This is a genomic window from Anaerobacillus alkalilacustris (assembly GCF_001866005.1).
Classification (GTDB): Bacteria; Bacillota; Bacilli; order Bacillales; family Anaerobacillaceae; genus Anaerobacillus; species Anaerobacillus alkalilacustris.
In genome coordinates this window covers 70,280-91,438 of sequence record NZ_MLQR01000050.1, presented here as the reverse complement: position 1 = coordinate 91,438, position 21,159 = coordinate 70,280, and the positions used below count along the sequence as shown (strand labels likewise).

The window sequence follows — 21,159 nt, the reverse complement described above, 5'->3', positions numbered from 1 at the left end:
TATAAAAAAGCAATCTTGTGTTTTGACTGAAAGAATGATTGCGTAATGGTTTAGTGATATGTGCATATATATGTACTATGTTGATGGGCTGGTTAACTAAAATTAGTAAGGTGGTGAAAAAGTTGATTTTTAAAAAGAATTTTATTTATTTAGCAATTTTTTCTTTAATTTTTCTTTTTTTAGCTTTTAGCTATGAACGTTCAGATTCAGTATTAAAACGGTTGGATCGAGAAACGATTGCATCTAATCAACAAGGTGTTTACAAAGGAAATATTGCCGAGGATTTTCAGCTTTTAAATAGTGTCGGTGAAAAGGTATCTCTATCAGATTTCCGAGGAAAAAAAGTGATTATTAATTTTTTTGCGACCTGGTGTTCTCCTTGTCAAGAAGAAATGCCAACACTTGTACAATTAGACAAGGAAATTAACGATGAAAAGTTAGTTCTTTTGGGAATAAATGTTACGAAAGAAGAAAGGAATGTAGACGACGTTCGAAGGTTCCTTAATCATTATGAAGTACAATATGAGGTTTTATATGATGGAGACGGTAAAGTGATGAAGGATTACCATTTAATCGGAATACCCACTACGATATTTATAGATGAAAATGGAAAAATTGTAGAGCGATTAAATGGGATTGTGACAATGGAGATGTTATTAGCTCACCCGTTTTTACAGGGGTTATTAAACACGAATAATCGATGATGTTTAGGGAAATGAAGAACGAGGCTACTCTAGCAGCCTCGTTTTCTGTTAGTTTATGAAAATTAGAAAACTTGATACGAAATAGAAAAATATAAGTACTGCGGAAGGTAACCAATAAACAGTTTGAGACTTTTGCACTTTTGAACGCAGTAATGAATATAATATTATTACACTTAGTAAAAACGTAGCTATTGCAGTAATACTGTGTACGGCTGATGCTGCTGATAAAATTGAAGCTGGACGATAGAAAACATCAGAACCAATTAATATTAAAATGTTAAATAAGTTACTACCTAAAATGGAGCCAATCGCTAGATTATAGTTCCGTAATTGGATGGCAATTAACACTGCAACTGCTTCTGGTAATGAAGTTGAAGCTGCAATTAAGAAACTACCAACAAAACTTGAACCTAGTCCTGTAATAACGGCAATTCGATCACCGGTTATTGATAAAAGTGAACCTGAAATTAAGATAACAAACGCTGCAATAATAAATCCTATGATTGCTTTTTTTAATGAAATTGCTGATGTTTGAGAAACGCCATCCTCGTCTTTGTCTTCATCTTCAAGGTTGGTTACTTTTTTAGAAATGAAATACATCCCACTGGCATACATGATGATAAGAATAATTGTATCGAAACCAATGCCTAAAATTGAGTAAGGTAGTTTTAAAGTTAAAGCAAGAAAGATAAGACAAGATAGAAGCATGCCAACGCTTATGGTATAGACATGGCTATGTGAAGCACTTTTGAAAATTTGGTTTTTACGATAGTACAGATCGAAAGCTGCAATAATTAAAAGGTTAAACATGTTGCTACCTAAAACACTACCGACAGCGAGGTCAGTGTTTTTTAAACCTACAATTGCGGTCAAGGTCGTTGTCACTTCAGGCAAGGAAGTAGCTCCTGCTAAAAAGAGTGTTCCGACTAACATTCCTCCTAATGAAGTTCTTTCACTTAAAACGTCTGCATAAGTGGAAAGTTTGATTGCTGATAATACTGTAAATATTGCTGCAATGAAAAAGAGTAAAAATACCATGAGTTGTCGCCTCCTGAAATTTTGAAAAAGAAAAAGACCCTTTTATGAAAATGCTTTAGGAATCTAAAGCATTTTCATAAAAAGGTCTTGCGTACTTTGTCGAAAACACAAAGCTTAATGAACCGAGTGAATATTCACTGAAATGACGATCCATTAACCAGTTGGTCGCTACTCCCCTTTTTGGGCTTATTCTTTTGTTGAACTAAATGTATCACGGAAAATGAAAAACGTCAATAATATATTTTCATTATTTATGAAACAAAATAAATAATACATAGAGAAAGGAGAGGAATTGAGCTTGAAGCCAAGTTCTTCTCCTAAACGTTTGTCCTTATTAGTTTTTTGAAATCAGAAAACTGTGTAGTTCCTGTGTTTTCGCCTTTGGTTACTTTATCAATGATCTTGAAGTTAATAAGCAGATAAGCTTGAATTGCTTTTTTTATGTAAAAAGCCGCTTTCGCAGCTTTTTATAGTAGTAATACAGAAATTGACATGATCTTTCTTTACAATGAAGCAATTTGATTTTGCTGAAACATTTCATTGTCTATTTGTTCATCTAATTTAATGATTAATAATCGTGCCTTTTCATCATCGATTTTTCGATAGTGGTGGTTCCCATTTGGTTCCTCATCCATTTCATCAGCTAAAGCAACAACTTTTTGAAGAGGGTCTAAACTAAGCTGTCCATCTGGTAAGTAAGAGTCAGTGTGTAATAAAATAGCTAAGGCGATTTTTTTTGCCTTTGCTGGATGTTCACCTAACCTAATTAATAACTTATGAGCACGTTCTGCACCTTTTATAGCATGAATGTCATTTTTCTTGTATAACTCATAATCCCATTTGCCATCTCGGTACCATGTATAGTGTCCTATGTCATGCAAAAAAGCTGCTTTAGTCGCTAAATCAGAATTTACATTATATTCTTTGGAGAGGGTAAATGCATGATAAGCAGCCGCAATGGCGTGTGCCATACCAGATCTTTTAATATACTTCTGTGTAATACGATGGTCAAAAATAGTCAGCAATGTAATGTCTCTCATCATGATCTCCTCCTTAAATTTTCTTACACCAATAATATAAATTTTTACTATTATACATATGTTGGATAATAAATGCAAGTGACAAAATAAGGCTCATTTTGAAATTGGAAAGAAGTTAAGGGGACAATTTGATAATAAACGGGAAAAATGATAAGGAAAGTTGCTGTAGCTTGTCATTAAATGTCACTATTTTACGATGAACTAGTTGGTATTCATTACGAACAATTGTATAATCCTAATATATAAGGAACTTTAAAGCTGAGAAAATGGGGAGGGATTAGGTTGTATGTTACAGTAAAAGAACTGGCTGATTATTTGCACTTATCACCAGACTACGTTTTTCAGCAAATAAAAGTTGGAAATATTAGGGCAGTGCATGATGGGGAGCAATATCTAGTGAATAAAGAGCATTTTAAGAAAACTCTAGAAAATATTGAAAAACAAATGAGATTATGGAAAGAAGAACAATTACAAGAATTACCTACTGACATTGATGTAAAAGACGAAGATTAATAGAAAAGGAATTGAGGTATGTAAATATGGGGAAGAATTTACTGAAGATATTTACAATATTATTTTTCGTATCGTTGTTAGGAGCTGGAAGTTTTACTTATGCAACTATAGAAAAAACAGTCGCAGAGCATGCAAATAAACTAACTGAATTACGTCAAAAGGAAATTCCAGAACCAATGTCAAGGTTTCTTTTCCAATCAGGATATCACTTTGAATATCCTGATGCTGTTCGTGGTATTTATGTTACTGGCCATTCAGCTGGTGGTGCAAGGTTTGAAACATTAATTGACTTAATTGATAATACAGACCTTAATGCAATGGTTATAGACATTAAGGATGATCATGGATATTTAACGTATACTCCCGATTCGAATTCACCGTATTTAAACATCAGTCAACGCTATATTAAAGATACAGAAAAATTAATGAAGCGTCTCGAAGAACACGAAATTTACCCTATTGCCCGCATAGTTGTTTTTAAAGACACAGTCTTAGCAGAGAAGCGCCCTGATCTATCATTTGTACAAAATGGGAAGGTGTGGAAAAACGGAAGAGGTGAAGCATTCGTCAATCCATTTCTAAAAGAGGTTTGGGATTATAATGTTGCAATTGCTGAGAAAGCAGCTCAACTTGGATTTAAGGAGATTCAGTTTGATTACGTAAGGTTTCCAGAAGGTTTTGAACGAAGAGATGAAATGTTAACGTATGAGGTAGGAGAATATAATGATGGTGATCGAGATAATGTCCAAAAGCGGGTTGATGCTGTAACTGATTTTGTCGCTTATGCACGCGAGAAGCTGCAGCCATATGGTGTAGATGTTTCAGTTGACATTTTTGGATATTCAGCAACAATTACTGAGGCACCAGGAATTGGTCAAAATTTTTCAAGGATCGCACAAAATGTTGATGTTATTTCATCAATGATTTATCCGAGTCATTGGACTTCGTATTTTGGCATCGCAAAACCTGATTTAAATCCGTATGAACTAGTTACAGAATATGCCAAAGTAGAAAATCATGTTCTCGGGAAGTTGGAAAATCCACCTACTTCAAGGCCGTGGATCCAAGACTTTACAGCTTCCTACTTAGGTGCTGGTAACTATCGGGTTTACGGAAAAGAGGAAGTGGAAGCACAAATCCGAGCACTATATGAAAATGGGATCAATGAATTTTTGTTATGGAATGCTGGTAATCGCTACACACCAAATGTAAATTATAAAATGGATTAAAAGGTAAAACGATATTAAAGGGTGGTAGTTGGCTATCAAAGCAATTACGATCCTTTTTTACAGTATCAGAATTTATAAATTTCTAACTTGGAAACTGTCTAACGCAAGCAGCCTACGAGCTCGGTCACTTCAGTCAAGCTACTGACTTCAATAACTACATGAATAACGTCTCTGAATAACTTCATGCAGCTTTGCTCCTGCGGTTACTCGTCGCACGAAAAACAATTGCTCCTGCGGTTACTCGTCGCACAAAACACTGCTTCGAGGAAGCTTACTACGAAGCTGCTTTGCTCTTGAGCAAATGGAGAGTGGCACAGGAGCAGCTACTCTGACCAAGGCGCTTGGGATTTTCTTGCCATATCTTGAGTATCTTTTAACATATTAAAACAAAATTAGTCCTTTTTTACTAAGTGAAAATCAATAAACTTAGTTTAACAATTATTAAAAAACGCATATACTAATAAGTGAAGACATGTTATTAAAAAGTATAAGCTACTTGGAGGTAACCATGAATTGGTATGAAAAGCTGAATCAATATTTCCCTATTGAAGAAATGAAATCAAAAGAGCATATAGAGCTGTTACTAAAAGAAAAGGGAGATATTTATCACAAAGATGAAGGTCCTAATCATGTCATGATGTATGTAGAAATGGATGACTTTATCTTTATTGATTATTTGTTTGTATCAAAAAATGCTAGAGGCCAAGGGTTAGGAAAAAAATTATTAGATAATCTGAAAGCAAAACAAAAACCAATAATACTTGAAGTAGAACCTATTACCTATGAAGACACCGACACAAAGAAACGTTTTAATTTCTATGAAAGAGAAGGCTTTCATCATGCTAAATCCATTGGTTATCGTCGTAGATCCTTAGCAACGAAAGAAATAACTGAGTTGGAAATTCTTTATTGGTCGCCAGAAAACGACGAAGAAGAAACTATTTATGAAAAGATGAAAGAAACGTACGAAACTATTCATACGTACAAAGATAAACAATTGTACGGTGAAGCTTATCAAAAAGTTGATGAAGTTCTTTCCTTCGACGAGGAACAGGTTTAATTTAAATTGTCTTTGCTCTCTATGATTAATATTAAAATAAGGGAAGGTGCTTATTATGAAAGGGAGAGAGAAGAAACGAAAAAAGAAAAGAGAAATTTGGAAAGATTTATTAAAGAAGAAATTTCCTGGGTGGCAACCGATTCCAGGGAGAAAACCACTTTCTCAATCTAAGACAACAGCATAAAAAAAAGATTGGTGTCCTATGATTTGTAATAAGGGCACCTTTTTTCTTATGGAAGTGTAAAAATTATAGGGTTACATGAGTAATTCAAATTTGAATTAATGACAGATTTTAGAGTGGTAGGTTAACACTATGTACAAGTTGTATAAATTTTGTTTATTTTTTTTGTTAGAAGGGTATTCAAATTAGAATAATTATTGTATAATTTGATTATCAACTAACAGTGTGTTTTTACTTTTAATTGAGAATCAGAAGAAAAGATATAGATAAATAGAAGGGAGAATTGAATAATGGTTACACTATTTACATCCCCAAGTTGTACATCTTGTAGAAAAGCGAAGGCCTGGTTAGAGGAGCATAATATTGAATTTGTTGAGAGGAATATCTTTGCTGAACCTTTAACGATTGATGAGGTAAAAGAAGTAGTTCGCATGACTGAAGACGGTACAGATGAGATTATTTCAACTCGTTCAAAGGTGTTTCAAGAGTTAAATGTTGAAGTAGAGTCATTATCATTACAACAACTCTTTAAGATTATTAGTGAAAATCCAGGTTTATTGCGTCGCCCGATACTAATCGATGAAAAACGATTACAAGTAGGATATAATGAAGCGGAAATAAGAAGGTTCTTACCACGTAAAGTTCGTACATTCTTCTTACAAGAAGCTCAAAGAGCAGTTAACGAATAGAATATATATAAAAGCAAAAGAGCAGCCGATTAGTCTAACGGGCTCCGTTACCTATCGCAAACATTAAAAATGTATTATTAATTGACCGTCAAATTTCATGCTAATTTGACGGTCAATTTTTGTTGATATAAAAGGATTTCCTAAAAAATTTATACAAAATATGTATCACAAAATGTTATACCAATTGTCCATAGACACCAGCGTGAATATATTTACATTTCTATATGCAATTTCATACACATTAATCCGGACAAAGTTGTGTATAAAGCCACTGAAGGACACAACTAGGCAGAAACGCAGTCTAAGTGTCCTTCATAAAGCCGCTGAAGGCCAAAATCAGGCAGAAACGCAGTCTAAGTGTCCTTCATAAAGCCGCTGAAGGCCAAAATCAGGCAGAAACGCATGCCGAGTGTCCTTCATAAAGTTGCTGAAGGACAAAATCAGGCAGAAATGCAGTCTAAGTGTCCTTCATAAAGCCGCTGAAGGACAAAACTAGGCAGAAATGCATGCCGAGTGTCCTTCATAAAGCCTCTGAAGGACACAACTAGGCAGAAACGCAGTCTAAGTGTCCTTCATAAAGCCGCTGAAGGCCAAAATCAGGCAGAAACGCAGTCTAAGTGTCCTTCATAAAGCCGCTGAAGTCCAAAATCAGGCAGAAACGCATGCCGAGTGTCCTTCATAAAGCCGCTGAAGGACAAAACTAGGCAGAAACGCATGCTAAATGTCCTTCATAAAGCCACTGAAGGCCACAACTAGGCAGAAATGCATGCCGAGTGTCCTTCATAAAGTTGCTGAAGGACAAAATCAGGCAGAAATGCAGTCTAAGTGTCCTTCATAAAGCCACTGAAGGACAAAACTAGGCAGAAACGCATGCTAAATGTCCTTCATAAAGCCACTGAAGGACAAAACTAGGCAGAAATGCATGCCGAGTGTCCTTCATAAAGCCGCTGAAGGACAAAACTAGGCAGAAATGCATGCCGAGTGTCCTTCATAAAGCCTCTGAAGGCCAAAATCAGGCAGAAACGCATGCTAAATGTCCTTCATAAAGCCACTGAAGGCCAAAATCAGGCAGAAATGCAGTCTAAGTGTCCTTCATAAAGCTGCTGAAGGACAAAACTAGGCAGAAATGCATGCCGAGTGTCCTTCATAAAGCCTCTGAAGGCCAAAATCAGGCAGAAACGCATGCTAAGTGTCCTTCATAAAGTTGCTGAAGGATTGCACTAACTAACGCGGCGATACTTCAATCAGATATTCAAAATAGGCTGTTTTCACAAGGGGTGTTGTGATTGAATTTCCAGGACTATAGTGGAATGGAGCGGAAGGCACTTGACTCCTGCGGGAAAAAGAGGAAAAGTACCTACAATAAAGTATACGAAAACAGCCAAAAAAATCTGGAATGTTCAATCAAATTAATGATTGATCTTTTTTTATATTAGGATATAAGAAAAGCGCAAGGCGCCCGCCTATCGGAGACAAACACTGGAAGGTCGGCAAGTAGCGGTCTGCCCTTTTCGTTTGAAATGACGTATTGGACATTCTCAGTATTTTGAACAATCTGAATTAATTAATGCAACGCTAGTGATTAGATTTCATGAATTCCATCATTCATTGTTCTCGCCGCTAAGGTGCTAAATCTAGTTACGTTGAACCGACGTAACTAGATTTAGATTATAGATGCGCTCAATTAACATTCAATATTGCTTTTCATTCGTTTTGATAGCCAACCGATACACATGATGAAAATTATGATTAATGTTTGCATAAGGGATGCGAAGGTGGGATGGCTATTAAACAGTGGAGCTAACATTGGTTCATGAGCGATCATCTTTGTAGCGGTAAATGCTAGGATGCCAGCTCCGAAATAAATAATAATTGGAAAACGTTGCATCGCAAATAAAATAATCCGACTACCCCAAATGATAATTGGTACTGATACTAATAAACCAATGATTACTAATGCTTTATTCCCGTGAGCAGCCCCTGCTACAGCTAATACATTGTCAAACCCCATAACAATATCAGCTATAATAATTGTTTTGATAGCGGCGAATACCGTTGATTTGCCTTGGATATCACGATCATCATTTGTATCAATTAATAAATGGTAAGAAATATAAAGTAATAAAGCTCCTCCAATTGCCATAAGCATTGGTATTTTTAACAGGTAAACGGCAACTAGAGTAAGTGTTATTCTCGCAATGATTGCAAACATAATTCCTAGTACAATAGCTTTATTTCTAATTTTTTCGGGTAAGTTACGGCAGGCTAGAGCTACAACGATAGCGTTGTCTCCACCTAGAACAATATCAATACCAATAATCGTTAATAATGGAATAATAAAATCCATTTGTAGGCTCATGGACACACCTCTAATCTCTTAAATGAATAAACAACAAGTATAACACTTATAAATTGACTAAATAAATGTTAAAATAAAAGGACAACTTATTAACTAAACATATCACTTTTTACTTGATTTCATTCCTTTTTTTTAGGAAGCAAAAAAATAAGTTTGAAAAAGCTGTTTAGGTTCAGTGTCTACACTTTAGGTTACTTGGATCATTATGGCGCGTAGACTTTTCTTAATTCTAAAGAAATAATGTGATTTTTGCTTCGCATATAATTTCCATTCTGAATTGATTTATCATAGAATAGAAGTATAATATATGAAAAGGAATTGCTTCATTTGCACTAATATAAAATGTGTTCAAAATAAGATGAGAATAAAGCCGAAAGGTTGTATAAGCCTACTTGTTTTTGGAACATCCTTTTTAAAAGGGAAGTAATTGGGAGAGGGTTAATCCGTGCAATCTCTAGGGGAAAAGCATGTCCCTTCCGCCATTTAAATTTGCAAGAAGGGAGAGTAGAATTATGGAGATAGAAAGACTGAATGAGTCAACAATCAAGTTTTTTATCACGTATAAGGACATAGAAAATCGCGGCTTTGATCGAGAAGAAATTTGGTATAATCGTGAACGAGGCGAGGAACTATTTTTCGAAATGATTAATGAAGCTAATGACCAGGGAAATTTCGAGTTAGAAGGTCCTTTGTGGATCCAAGTTCAAGCTCTTGATAGGGGTTTGGAAATTATTGTTACTAGAGGCCAAATAACTGACGGTAACGTAAGAATAGAAATACCTGTTTCTAATGACCAAACTAACTTACCTGTAGATGAAAATATTGTAGATATGCTTGATGAGAACTTTGTGAACAATAAAGATCTTCAAGAAGATGAGGAGCCAGAATTATTAGATCTTGTTATTGGCTTTGATGATTTTGAAGACATAATTTCATTAAGTCATCATATAGAAGTAAGAGGGTTTAATAATGCTCTTTATCACTTTGAAAATAAATATTATTTGTTTGTTATGTTTACTGATGAATTTCCAGAAGATGAGCAAGATGATATACTAAGTCAAATTTTAGAGTTTGGCTATGAGTCAGAAATTACGATTCATCGTATCCAAGAGTATGGCAAGGAAATCATAGCGGACGAAGCATTACAAGAGTTACGTACAAAGTTCGATAAAAAATAGAACTGACTTTTAAAGAAAGGGTCAGGCACTTCCTTTAAAGAAAATGTGAACACAATGATAATGAAGTTTCATTATTTTCACTAAAATTTAGGAAGCGTCCCCCTTTTTTCTTTTTTAGTATTAAAGATAAGGGACTACGTTTTCTAATGAGTGAATTGAGAATATGGGCAGCTCCATTGCTTGCGAGTTCGGCTACGGTATTTATTATATAATCAGAATTTATAAGTTTCTAACTTGGAAACTGTCTAGCGCAAGCAGCCTACGAGCTCTGTCAATTCAGTCCTTTTCGGAAGCCAAAGAGCGGCTTCTGTCAAAGGCCTTCCAGTGCCTTTCGATCGTGACCAAGGCGCCTTGCGCTTTTCTTAAAGAAGACTAAAGTGAGTTTAGAAAAGTACTTATTAACTCTCGCTTATGACAAATCCGCTTGCGTTTTTTTGTTACCTTCATAGTAAAAACTGAATTTTTAATATTTATAAGGAAGGTAAAGATTATGAAAAAGAAACTTCAAATACTATTGTTTTTATTAATTATTGGGATCGTCCTATACTTAACGAAAGATTACTGGGAAGGTTGGATAGTTGGGGGAGTAAGTATACTTTTTTCACTATCTGCATTCTTTATTGCAATTGTAATCTTTTTAGAAAACCGTCATCCATCAAGAACCGTAACATGGTTGATGGTTCTTGCTGTTTTTCCAGTTTTAGGTTTCTTCTTTTATTTAATGTTTGGTCAAAATCATCGTAAAATGAAGACATTTACTGAAAAAGCGATTTTGGATGAACAAGCTCTGCACTTAATTGAAGGAAATAAACCATTAAATGAGAATGAATTAGGTAAAATGGGTGAAGATCAACAGCTCCTATTTCGACTTGCCCATCGGTTAGCCAACAATCCTATATCTTTTTCAACTGAAACAAAAGTTTTAACAGATGGGAAAGAAACGTTTACCCACATATTAAAGGCGATAAACGATGCCACAAATCATATTCATATGGAATATTACATCGTTAGAAGTGATGAGATTGGAAATGAGATAAAAAATATATTAATTAAGAAGGCGAAAGAAGGAGTTAATGTTCGTTTTCTTTACGATGCAGTTGGCTGCTTTCAATTACCCCAAACCTACATTAATCAGTTAAAAGAAGCTGGAGTAAAAATGGTGCCATTTGCTCCTGTTAAAATGCCATTATTAAACCATAAAATAAATTACCGAAATCATCGTAAAATTATAGTGGTAGATGCTCAAATTGCTTTTGTTGGGGGCCTGAATATCGGAGATGAATATTTAGGTAAAAACCAATATTTCGGTCATTGGCGCGACACTCATTTATTTGTAAAGGGTGAAGCTGTTCGTTCACTGCAGCTTATTTTCTTGCGTGACTGGTATTATATGACAAAAGAAACCTTGTTGATGCAGAGTTATCTGGCTCCAAATCTGCCAAATGAAGAACGTTTAGGTGGAGTACAAATGATTGCTAGTGGACCAGATACGCGCTGGGAAGTAATCAAAAAGTTATTTTTCTCTATGATCACTTCTGCAAAAAAATCAATTTGGATCGCATCACCCTATTTTATTCCAGATGAAGATATCCTTTCTGCTTTGAAAATAGCAGCGTTAAGTGGTGTAGACGTGCGTATTCTAGTTCCTAATCGACCTGATAAAAAAATTGTCTTTTATGCATCTCGCTCTTATTTTCCTGAATTACTAGAGGCGGGGGTTAAAGTCTATGAATACAATCGGGGATTTATGCATAGTAAAATTTTAATTGTTGATAGTGAAATTGCTTCGATTGGAACAGCGAATATGGATATGAGGAGCTTTCATTTAAACTTTGAAGTAAACGCCTTTTTATATAAAACTAAAAGTGTCCATACCCTTGTTAGTGATTATATCTACGATATGGAACATTCTACGATCATAAGTTATGAACAGTTCCAAAAACGTTCCATACTTAAGCGAATTGTAGAGTCTACATCAAGGTTATTATCACCTATGCTCTAGTTTTTTGAGAAGAAACTAGAGCATAGTAAATTTAACTAAACTTTATGTGGAATGCTGTTCCATTACTTGGTAAACTGATAGAAAATACAGTAGATAATGGAGTGGTTTTATTGCTAGTTGCGATCACAAAACAAGGAACAATAATTTCATTGGGGGATAAATTTCTTGATAAACAAAAATTATTAAAATTAAGAGAAGTAAAGAAATTTTATTGTCCAGTATGCAAGCAAGAAGTAGTCCTAAAACTAGGTACAAAGCTTTCTTGGCATTTTGCTCATAAAAAAAACAGTCGTTGTCATGAAGAATTAGAAGGTGAGACTGTCTATCATATAAATGGGAAAAAATTATTATATGAATGGCTAAAAATACAAGGCTTTGATGTACACCTTGAAGCATACATAAAGGAGGCAAAACAAAGACCTGATTTATTAGTACACATTGAGAAAAATACTTTTGCTATTGAATTTCAATGCGCAAAAATTTCCCCTGAACTATTCTTAAAGAGAACAAATACCTACCGAACATACAATTATATACCAATTTGGATTTTAGGAGGAAATCAATTAACTAGGGATAAAGGGAATTTCTTTAAGCTTAATTCTTTTCATTGGTTGTTTACCTATCATTCGAAATTAGAAAAAGATAGGGTCCAACTTCTCACATTTTGCCCTCAAAATAAACAATTTGGTAAATTACACAATATAACTCCACTTTCAGTTAACCGCTCATTTGCATTCCCAACATTTTTTCCACTCGATAAATTTCATTTTTATAGTATTTTCAAACCTCATAGCTACTTAGTTCCAAAGGAAATATGGTATAGAACGAAAAGTTTTTGGCGTCAGCATCGATTAAGATTGAGTCAGTCTGAACAATACGTAAGAGATTTATATATTCGTAAAGGTCATCCTCTTTGGTTATTCCCTTCTGAAGCTGGTGTACCTTCGCCTTCTTATTATTTTATTGAAACCCCAACCTATATTTGGCAAAGTTGGATTTTAGAAACGTTTGTTGTTAATAGAAACCCCGGTGAAAGATTCCATTTTACTATAGTAAAACGAGCGTTTCATACGGTAGTACAAAAAGCGATTTTTCGTATTCGTACACTTCCTCTAATTGAATTTGGAAGTTGGGAAATAGCTGTTCAAAACTATTTGTTATTTTTGTGTACGATAAATGTTTTGACTACAACAGATGGTCAACTATTTGTTAAAAAGAAAGACATAGTATACCCTAAAAATATAGAACAAGCACTAATAGAGGACAAGCAACTTGTGGTGGATAGGTTTAAAGAGCGTGGCATAAAGTAGTAGAATCGTGCATAACGAAGTGAGTACCGTGCAGAACCGAGAGGTAAACGTGCATAAATTGAGCACCGCTAAGAAAAGAAGTCTAACTTAACTACTTGATATTGAATGAAGTGGTATAAACGAGTCGTTTTCCTCGCCTAAACATTTTCTTTATCCTGCTACTCCTTTAAAATACAATAAACATTTCGGTAATGGTAATATTTTTCTGAGAAAAAAGGATTAATTCTATATAGTAACGAAGAATATATATATTGAATCAGTATGTTTTTTGTACTATATGGAGGTGCGATTATATGTCAGATCAAACAAAAACGAAACAGCTTTCAAAGCGTGAGGAGATCCCGGTAGAAAGAACTTGGGATGTGGAAGCGATCTTCTCAACTGATAAAGATTGGGAAAAAGAATTTAATGAATTAAAGTCTGAAATGCCTAAAATACAAGAATTTAAAGGGAAATTAGAAATAAGTAGTGATCAGTTATATCAATGTCTAAAATATCAAAATGAGTTAAGCATGCGCTTAGGGAAGTTGTATGTTTATGCTCATTTAAAAAGTGACTCAGATACGACAAATTCGTTTTATCAAGGTTTAAACGACAGGGCTTCAAATCTAGCCACACAATTTAGTAATTATTCATCGTTCATTATTCCAGAATTATTAAGTATACCAGAAGAAAAGATCGCTAAATTCGTCGCTGAGAATGATGACTTGAAAATTTACAAGCACGCATTAGATGAAACGAATCGTCAGAGACCACATGTGTTATCTGAAAGTGAGGAAGCAATATTAGCTCAAGTAAGTGAAGTGACAGCAAGTTCTTCGAATACATTTGGAATGTTAAACAATGCCGATCTAAAGTTCCCTACAATTAAAGACGAAAACGGAGAAGAGATTGAAGTTACTCATGGACGTTTTATACGCTTCATGGAAAGCAGTGATCGTCGAGTAAGAGAAGATGCGTTTAAAGCGATTTACGAAACGTATGAGAAATATAAAAATACGTTAGCTAGTACATTAAGTGGGAATGTAAAGAAAAATTTATTTAATGCTAATGTGAGAAATTATCAATCAGCACGACAAGCAGCCCTAGATAATAATAATATTCCTGAAGTTGTTTATGACCAATTAGTTGATACAGTTAATGATCATTTACATTTATTACATCGTTACGTTGCCTTACGAAAAAAAGCGTTAGAGCTAGATGAAATCCATATGTATGATTTGTACACACCAATCATTAAGGACGTAAAAATGGAAGTTACTTATGAAGAGGCCAAGGACCTTGTAATAAAAGGTGTAGAGCCACTAGGGGAAGAATACGTCAATATCGTTAAAGAAGGCTTTGAAAAACGTTGGGTTGATATTGAAGAAAATGTTGGGAAAAGAAGTGGAGCTTATTCTTCTGGAACATATGGAACAATGCCTTACATTTTAATGAATTGGCAAAATAACATCAATAATTTATTTACGTTAACACATGAATTCGGTCATTCTGTTCATAGTTATTACTCAAGAAAAACTCAGCCATATCATTATTCTGGATATTCAATTTTTGTAGCTGAAGTTGCTTCAACTTGTAATGAAGCGTTACTTAATGATTATTTATTAAAGGTAACAGAAGATAAGAAAAAGAAACTATACTTATTAAACCATTTCCTTGAAGGGTTTAGAGGAACAGTATTCCGTCAAACGATGTTTGCAGAGTTTGAGAAATTAATTCATGAGAAGGCTGGAAATGGAGAACCGCTAACTCCTGAATTACTTTCGAAGACATATTATGACTTAAATAAAAAGTATTTTGGTGACAACATTATTATTGATGATGAGATTGCGATGGAATGGGCAAGGATTCCCCATTTTTATTACAATTTCTACGTTTATCAATATGCAACTGGATATAGTGCTGCGACGGCGTTATCAAAACAAATCCTAGAGGATGGAAATTCGGCAGTAACTCGTTATTTAGATTTCTTAAAGGCTGGTAGTTCAGATTATCCAATTGAAGTACTAAAGCGTGCTGGTGTGGATATGACTAGTTCAGCGCCTATTAAGGAAGCACTAACAGTGTTTGAAAAAACACTAAATGAAATGGAACAATTATTGTTTGAAAAGTAATCTATGGCTTTATCAATTTGGTATGAAAATTAAGTTTTGATAATATAAAAAGACTGTTAGTTAAGAGCTGGATCGTCAATTGCACGAAACAAAAAGCCTTATACCGACAGTCTTTTTTCAAATGCTTTTTTCAATCTTCTCATGAAAATCCACGAAAACGTCTGCGTTCGTTATAGCAGTGAACGGTGAATAGAATAGAAAGTAATAATAGAGGAGCTGCAAGCCAGATTGGAAAAAAATCCAATAAACTTAAGATAAAAATTACGAAAGTAATGACGATGAAAAATACCCCTATAAAGAACATGATCTGATACATAGTTGTCCCACCATCCTTTAATAATGTCTAAGAACACTTTTAAGACAAGGATTAAATCCTCACCGAATGAAAGTTGAACTTTATTAAATTCCTATGATAGCTATGGACAAGTTATTCGTCATGTTAATCGTGAATATTTTGTGAAATACTTCACGAAATGGTTGAATTTCTTACAAAAAAGAGGTAAATTATAATTGTGAACAAGATCACATAACTCCCCCTAAGTTTATGTGAATGAAATCACAAACCCCTTTTAAAAGTTTTAATCCCTTTTATTACTGTGTACGGAAAACCTTGACAATTAATGAATGCAATGAAGGCTAGGTCTCCCCAACCTGGCCTTTTTGCATGTTTAAATACGAAATACGTTTAAGGTTTTCTTGTCCTAGTATCTCCTCGTCATTACAACTCACCAATATAACGCCAAAACGTTCCATATTTCACAGGGACACGTTCTACGATTTGGCGCAATACAAGTTTCTTCATTTCCTTTTCAACTTCTTCAATTGATAAATCATAAACGACTGCTATTTCCTTTGAAGCAACAAAATTATGGTACTTTAAAAAATCTTCAAGAAAAACAGGTGGAGAAGGAATGAGTTCTTCGTGATACATCTCTTCAAGGACTTTCACATAAACGTCAAAATTATATAATCCTTGTACCATGAGACCTTCATCTTCCACGTTATTATTGAACACTACAAGTGTTGGAAAACACTCTACACCCATTTCTTTTGTTGTTTTTAAATCGCATTGAAGTGCTTTAATTGCTCCCCTTGAATGAAGGTCCTTTTTAAATTCAACAAGATCTAAGCCTTCGATGCTTTCAGCGCACTCTAATAGGACTTCTTCTTTAGCGATATTTTGTTTGGCTAAAAACATAAGTTCACGTAGTTTCCGTAAGTATTTCATACCAATCTGCTTACCTTGAAGTTCTGATGCTTTAATAGCTATAGAAGCTGCAAAGGGGGTCGAAATTGGGTTTTCTAGCCAAATGTCACCATCACAAGACATTCCTGTTCTACTTGCTGTTTTTTCCCAGGCATTTGCTTTTTCTTTATTGGACGTCTTGTTTTGACAGCACTGTAACTTTGCACCAATTACATAGCGTATTTTAAAATAATGATAATAGTAAGTTTGTAACTTTTTAAGAATTGGCTCAAGTGCCCAACATTCTGGACAGAGGGGGTCTATAAAAGTATAGATTTCTAATGGTTTGTTTTTAGGTTTAATAGGTTGTAAATGCTCTTCTTCAGATCCGCATAACCCTAATTTGTCATTGCAATTGGAGTCAGAGTCATTGAAAGACAATGTAGATCCCTCCTTTTCGTTCATTCTTTAAGTGCTAGTATTAATCATGTGGTGTGCAGTTTGTGTTAAGCGCTCAAAGACATAGTCCCGAACTGGACCTTCAAGACCTATATCAGTCATTGCTTCATTCATGCATTGAAGCCAAGCGTGGGCCCGTTGTGGCGTGATCGGAAAAGGCATGTGTCTCGCTCTAAGCATAGGATGTCCATGTTCATCACTATATAAAGTAGGTCCCCCGAGAAACTGTGTTAAAAACTGCTTCTGTACTCTAGCTGTTTCGGTTAAATCATCAGGAAAGATAGGTGCTAGGAGTGGATGCTTCTGTACTTTGCTGTAAAAGCTTTCGACAAGTTGATCAATTACTTCTTTACCACCTATTGCTTCAAAAGGGTTGTTAGACTGTGCACTCATAAGTTGTCTCCTTTAACTAGTGTGTAGCCTTATTTTAGCAAGGGGGGGACTTCATCGCAAATAATTAGCTTCTAACTTTATATTGTTAAGTAATTACCTTTGGTGAGGAGAATGATTTCGAACTAAAAACTCCCTTTCGTTAAAAAGAGAGTGGGAATAACATCAGATACTTAAGTAAGTATCGAGCACTTTTGGTACGTAGTTTCTTGTTTCATTAAAAGGCGGTATTCCACCATATTTATCGACATTACCTGGACCAGCATTATAAGCGGCTAGAGCAAGTGACACATCGCCATTATACCGATCTAACATTTGTCTTAAATATTTTGTTCCACCTTCAATATTTTCTTTGGGATCGAAAACATTATTAACATTTAAACCACGAGCTGTAGCAGGCATTAGTTGCATTAAACCAAGAGCCCCTGCGTGACTTCGTGCATTAGGATTAAAGTTTGATTCATGTTTTATAACAGAATAGATTAATTTAGGGTCTACATTAAATTTTTTTGCTGCTTCTTCAATATAGTGGTTGTATTTTCCCTCACCTGTAGTAGTGAGAGTTTGTAGTGGTTCTTTTGTAGTCCTTGGTAGGCTTACTTTGTTTGTTCCATGTAAGTTTGATAATAAAAGTGAAGGATCTAGCTTCTTTGAAACGTTAAGGTTTTGAAGCGTTTGGTTGAAATTATTTTCTAATTTTTCTTCTAGAAAAGTTGAAAACAAGGATTCAAAAGATGTTGATTTAAGTTGGTTACTTTTTTGCATATTTCGAATTGCTTGTAGCTCTAACATATGTTGAAAATTAGTCGAGACTTTCAAAGATTCCACCACCTAAAGTTATTTGCACTCAGCTTTTCTTAAAAAGAATCGTTTGATTTTGTTTTCTGTTTTTTTGATAGGAATTTGGAGATTGATAAAGAGTTCCGAGAAAATTTCTTTTCCTATTTCTTCGTCGGTTACTTCATACTCAATTTCGAAATCTTCTACCCCTAAATAAATGCTATGATCAAACACCAGTGTTCCGCCATGGTAGGAAATTTCAGCTCGATTAGTTATTAAAGATCCTAAATACTTACATTTGCTTAAGTCAATTTGAAAAGATGTATAAAGTTGAGTAGCGATAGCCCCTTTAGGTAATGCTTCTCCATTAAAGGAACGATTGGCTTCTTCGTATGTTAATTCTTGATGAGTTTCTAAAAGTCCAACTTTGTGTGGCTGCTTTAATGTTAATGTGTACTTATTTTGTTTTTCTCTAATACGAAGAGCACTCCCGGAAGCTTTTATCTGAAAATTCTCGGTATCAAAATAGTAATTTTTTTGTTTTTTAAAGTCTGATTCTTTTACAGAAAAATGAGAAAGTAGTTTTAAAAAATCTTCTTTAGTGACAATATTTTTAAATTCAATTTCGATTTCTTGTTTCATTATTGATAACCTCTTTGCTAGCCTAATATATCGAAGTGATTATTAGCTTATTTTTTAGTTGTAAAACTGACTACCTTTAGCTTGTACAATCTTGGTCCTCACTTCATCTCGTTTCGGGGGCCAAAAAGCGCATTCAGTCAAAGTTTTCTAGTGATTTTCGTTTCGTCACCAAGGTACATTTTCTTTTTTTATCATACTACGATTTGTCGAATATTGATAGTTTTCTAATTATCGAAAAAATGTATTTTATGATACACTAAGGGCGTAAATAGTTAATTGGAGGATTTAGGAATGGCTAAAAAAATTGAAGTTACAAAAATACAACTTGATGATCGTGAAGGAAAGGTATATGTTGATCAATCCGATTTTTTAGTAGGTAAAAAAATTCAACCTGAAGGTCGTATGTTAACTGATTCAGAACTTTTGTCATTTATCTATATTTTAGATGTAGAGGATGACTTTATTTATGTGAGTTTTGCCGAAAAGTTTTGGAATGAACTAAATACCGCTAGAAATAAAGAGTTACCTTTATTTCTACAAATTAATGAAACAAACCGTATACCATTTATTCAATTCCAAGAAGAATTTACATATTTACTATCTAATATTCAAGAAAACAGCAATTATGGTGAAAGAATGGTACAAGCTGTTAATCAGACGTTCTTTAGTAAAGAATCTTAATAAGGTGAGGAAAAACTGGACAAAGTTTCACATACATAGATATATATGAGGTGATATGATAAATGAATTGGGATGTTTTTTTGGCTCCTTATCAACAAGCTGTAGAAGAATTAAAGATTAAGTTAAGGGGAATTCGTAAGGAGTACAACATGTGTTCTACAAAACATACTCCAATTGAATTTGTTACAGGGAGAATTAAACCGGTTTCCAGTATTATTGACAAATCCAAACGGAAAAAAATCCCTTTAGATGAGTTAGAAACACGAATGCAAGACTTAGCTGGGGTTAGAGTGATGTGTCAATTTGTTGAAGATATCGATAGTGTCGTAGAATTAATTCGTTCAAGGAAAGATTTTGAAATCATTGAAGAAAGAGATTATATTACTGAGAAAAAGCGAAGTGGGTATCGTGCATATCACCTAGTTATTAGATACCCAGTGCATACGATAGAAGGAGAAAAAAAGATCCTCGTGGAAATACAAATAAAGACTTTGGCTATGAATTTTTGGGCGACGATTGAGCATTCGTTATTATATAAATATAGTGGCGAAATTCCAGGGAATATTATTGAACGTTTACAAAGTGCAGCTGAAGCGGCGTTTAAATTAGATGAAGAAATGTCTCAAATTCGTGGCGAAGTACTTGAGGCCCAAGTTTGCTTTAGAAGAAAAGAAGAAGAGCAAAGAAACCATTAAATTTTTATAGAACGGAAAAAAGAAAATTTATAGCTATGAAGTACTTTGTTCCTATTAAAGCTTTCAAAATTTGCATTTACATATGAACGAATAGGAGTTGTTCTAGTGAAATGAAATTTGCAGTTACTTCCCGAGGGGATGAAAAGTCCGACGGTTTGATGCAAAAAATAAAAAATTATCTACTTGAATTTAATCTCGTTTACGATATTGACAACCCTGATATGGTGATTACTGTTGGCGGAGATGGAACGTTACTCTACGCTTTTCATCATTACGCTCATCGCCTGAGTGATACTGCATTTGTGGGAGTTCATACTGGACATCTTGGGTTTTATGCCGATTGGAAGCCTGAAGAGGTTGAGCGATTGGTGATCCATATTGCAAAGACTCCTTTTAAAATTGTGGAATATCCTTTAGTTGAAGTCATTGTAAGACATAATGATACAACAAAATCTGAACGTTACTTGGCACTAAATGAATGTTCTGTAAAAAGCGTGGTCGGAGCTTTAGTTATGGATGTTGAAATCAAAGGTGAAATGTTTGAAACATTTCGTGGGGATGGACTTTGTATTTCAACACCATCAGGAAGCACAGCATATAATAAGGCTTTAGGAGGAGCAATATTACACCCTTCGATATCTTCAATTCAAATGGCTGAAATGGCATCGATTAACAATCGTATCTATCGAACGGTGGGTTCACCTCTAGTTTTACCACAGCATCACACATGTTTATTAAAACCACAAAGTGAAGGAGATTATCACATCACAATTGATCATCTTTCAATCATTGAAAAAGATGTAAAATCTATTCAGTGTCGAGTAGCTGAAGAAAAAATAAAATTTGCGCGCTTTCGACCGTTTCCATTTTGGAATAGAGTGAGAGACTCATTTATTAAGTAAAGGTTAG

At 34.5% G+C, this 21,159-nt stretch carries 20 protein-coding genes; 13 read left to right on the top strand and 7 right to left on the bottom strand.

Annotated elements, in window-relative coordinates:
* The first annotated feature begins 122 nt into the window (after positions 1-122).
* On the top strand, positions 123-704 hold the full coding sequence (locus BKP37_RS18035; RefSeq protein ID WP_169823188.1) for a TlpA disulfide reductase family protein: 582 nt from the start codon (positions 123-125) through the stop codon (positions 702-704).
* A gap of 48 nt (positions 705-752) precedes the next feature.
* Here the strand turns inward: BKP37_RS18035 and BKP37_RS18030 are convergent, their stop codons facing one another.
* Together BKP37_RS18030 and BKP37_RS18025 are read right to left on the bottom strand one after the other, a co-directional pair.
* On the bottom strand, positions 753-1,742 hold the full coding sequence (locus BKP37_RS18030) for a sodium:calcium antiporter (RefSeq protein WP_071311016.1): 990 nt from the start codon (positions 1,740-1,742) through the stop codon (positions 753-755).
* A gap of 503 nt (positions 1,743-2,245) precedes the next feature.
* The gene (locus tag BKP37_RS18025) at positions 2,246-2,782 is read right to left on the bottom strand and encodes an HD domain-containing protein (protein ID WP_071311015.1); all 537 of its coding nucleotides are present in this window, start codon (positions 2,780-2,782) and stop codon (positions 2,246-2,248) included.
* Positions 2,783-3,064: 282 nt separating this feature from the next.
* On the opposite strand from BKP37_RS18025, the gene BKP37_RS18020 reads away from it, so the two are divergent.
* From BKP37_RS18020 to spxA, 5 genes are all read left to right on the top strand, one after another.
* Positions 3,065-3,295 carry an excisionase family DNA-binding protein gene (locus BKP37_RS18020; protein WP_071311014.1) on the top strand — a complete coding sequence of 77 codons (231 nt, stop codon included), beginning with the start codon at positions 3,065-3,067 and terminating at the stop codon, positions 3,293-3,295.
* Positions 3,296-3,321: 26 nt separating this feature from the next.
* Positions 3,322-4,524: a putative glycoside hydrolase gene (locus BKP37_RS18015; RefSeq protein WP_071311013.1), complete on the top strand. Its 1,203-nt coding sequence runs from the start codon at positions 3,322-3,324 to the stop codon at positions 4,522-4,524.
* Positions 4,525-5,032: 508 nt separating this feature from the next.
* Positions 5,033-5,584, top strand: a complete 552-nt coding sequence (locus BKP37_RS18010; protein ID WP_071311012.1) for a GNAT family N-acetyltransferase — start codon at positions 5,033-5,035, stop codon at positions 5,582-5,584.
* Between the two features lie 55 nt (positions 5,585-5,639).
* Complete coding sequence (locus BKP37_RS20815; RefSeq protein WP_281243096.1) at positions 5,640-5,768, top strand: hypothetical protein; 129 nt, start codon at positions 5,640-5,642, stop codon at positions 5,766-5,768.
* A gap of 287 nt (positions 5,769-6,055) precedes the next feature.
* Complete coding sequence (gene spxA, locus BKP37_RS18005) at positions 6,056-6,454, top strand: transcriptional regulator SpxA (RefSeq protein WP_071311011.1); 399 nt, start codon at positions 6,056-6,058, stop codon at positions 6,452-6,454.
* 1,684 nt (positions 6,455-8,138) lie between these two features.
* Here the strand turns inward: spxA and BKP37_RS18000 are convergent.
* Positions 8,139-8,813, bottom strand: a complete 675-nt coding sequence (locus BKP37_RS18000; RefSeq protein ID WP_071311010.1) for a TerC family protein — start codon at positions 8,811-8,813, stop codon at positions 8,139-8,141.
* 512 nt (positions 8,814-9,325) lie between these two features.
* On the opposite strand from BKP37_RS18000, the gene mecA reads away from it, so the two are divergent.
* The 4 genes from mecA to pepF all read left to right on the top strand — a co-directional run bounded on the left by mecA (position 9,326) and on the right by pepF (position 15,417).
* Positions 9,326-9,991 carry an adaptor protein MecA gene (gene mecA, locus BKP37_RS17995; RefSeq protein ID WP_071311009.1) on the top strand — a complete coding sequence of 222 codons (666 nt, stop codon included), beginning with the start codon at positions 9,326-9,328 and terminating at the stop codon, positions 9,989-9,991.
* A gap of 490 nt (positions 9,992-10,481) precedes the next feature.
* Positions 10,482-11,993: a cardiolipin synthase gene (gene cls / locus BKP37_RS17990; RefSeq protein ID WP_071311008.1), complete on the top strand. Its 1,512-nt coding sequence runs from the start codon at positions 10,482-10,484 to the stop codon at positions 11,991-11,993.
* 110 nt (positions 11,994-12,103) lie between these two features.
* Positions 12,104-13,303, top strand: coding sequence for a competence protein CoiA (locus tag BKP37_RS17985; protein ID WP_169823187.1), 1,200 nt, complete (start codon positions 12,104-12,106; stop codon positions 13,301-13,303).
* Between the two features lie 293 nt (positions 13,304-13,596).
* Entirely contained in the window at positions 13,597-15,417 is a 1,821-nt protein-coding gene (gene pepF, locus BKP37_RS17980; protein ID WP_071311006.1) for an oligoendopeptidase F, read from the top strand.
* A 718-nt stretch (positions 15,418-16,135) separates the two neighbouring features.
* On the opposite strand, the gene BKP37_RS17975 is transcribed toward pepF, so the two are convergent.
* The 4 genes from BKP37_RS17975 to BKP37_RS17960 form a co-directional block, all read right to left on the bottom strand.
* Complete coding sequence (locus BKP37_RS17975; RefSeq protein WP_071311005.1) at positions 16,136-17,044, bottom strand: ClpXP adapter SpxH family protein; 909 nt, start codon at positions 17,042-17,044, stop codon at positions 16,136-16,138.
* Positions 17,045-17,071: 27 nt separating this feature from the next.
* Positions 17,072-17,455 (bottom strand): globin domain-containing protein, encoded by a 384-nt coding sequence (locus BKP37_RS17970; RefSeq protein ID WP_071311004.1) that lies wholly within the window; start codon positions 17,453-17,455, stop codon positions 17,072-17,074.
* 162 nt (positions 17,456-17,617) lie between these two features.
* The gene (locus tag BKP37_RS17965) at positions 17,618-18,244 is read right to left on the bottom strand and encodes a lytic transglycosylase domain-containing protein (protein ID WP_071311199.1); all 627 of its coding nucleotides are present in this window, start codon (positions 18,242-18,244) and stop codon (positions 17,618-17,620) included.
* A gap of 45 nt (positions 18,245-18,289) precedes the next feature.
* Positions 18,290-18,874: a CYTH domain-containing protein gene (locus BKP37_RS17960; RefSeq protein ID WP_071311003.1), complete on the bottom strand. Its 585-nt coding sequence runs from the start codon at positions 18,872-18,874 to the stop codon at positions 18,290-18,292.
* Between the two features lie 291 nt (positions 18,875-19,165).
* Between BKP37_RS17960 and BKP37_RS17955 the strand changes: the two genes are divergently transcribed.
* From BKP37_RS17955 to BKP37_RS17945, 3 genes are all read left to right on the top strand, one after another.
* Entirely contained in the window at positions 19,166-19,555 is a 390-nt protein-coding gene (locus BKP37_RS17955; protein ID WP_071311002.1) for a UPF0738 family protein, read from the top strand.
* A gap of 62 nt (positions 19,556-19,617) precedes the next feature.
* Positions 19,618-20,250 carry a GTP diphosphokinase gene (gene yjbM, locus BKP37_RS17950; protein WP_071311001.1) on the top strand — a complete coding sequence of 211 codons (633 nt, stop codon included), beginning with the start codon at positions 19,618-19,620 and terminating at the stop codon, positions 20,248-20,250.
* A 110-nt stretch (positions 20,251-20,360) separates the two neighbouring features.
* On the top strand, positions 20,361-21,152 hold the full coding sequence (locus tag BKP37_RS17945; protein ID WP_071311000.1) for an NAD kinase: 792 nt from the start codon (positions 20,361-20,363) through the stop codon (positions 21,150-21,152).
* Positions 21,153-21,159 lie beyond the last annotated feature (7 nt).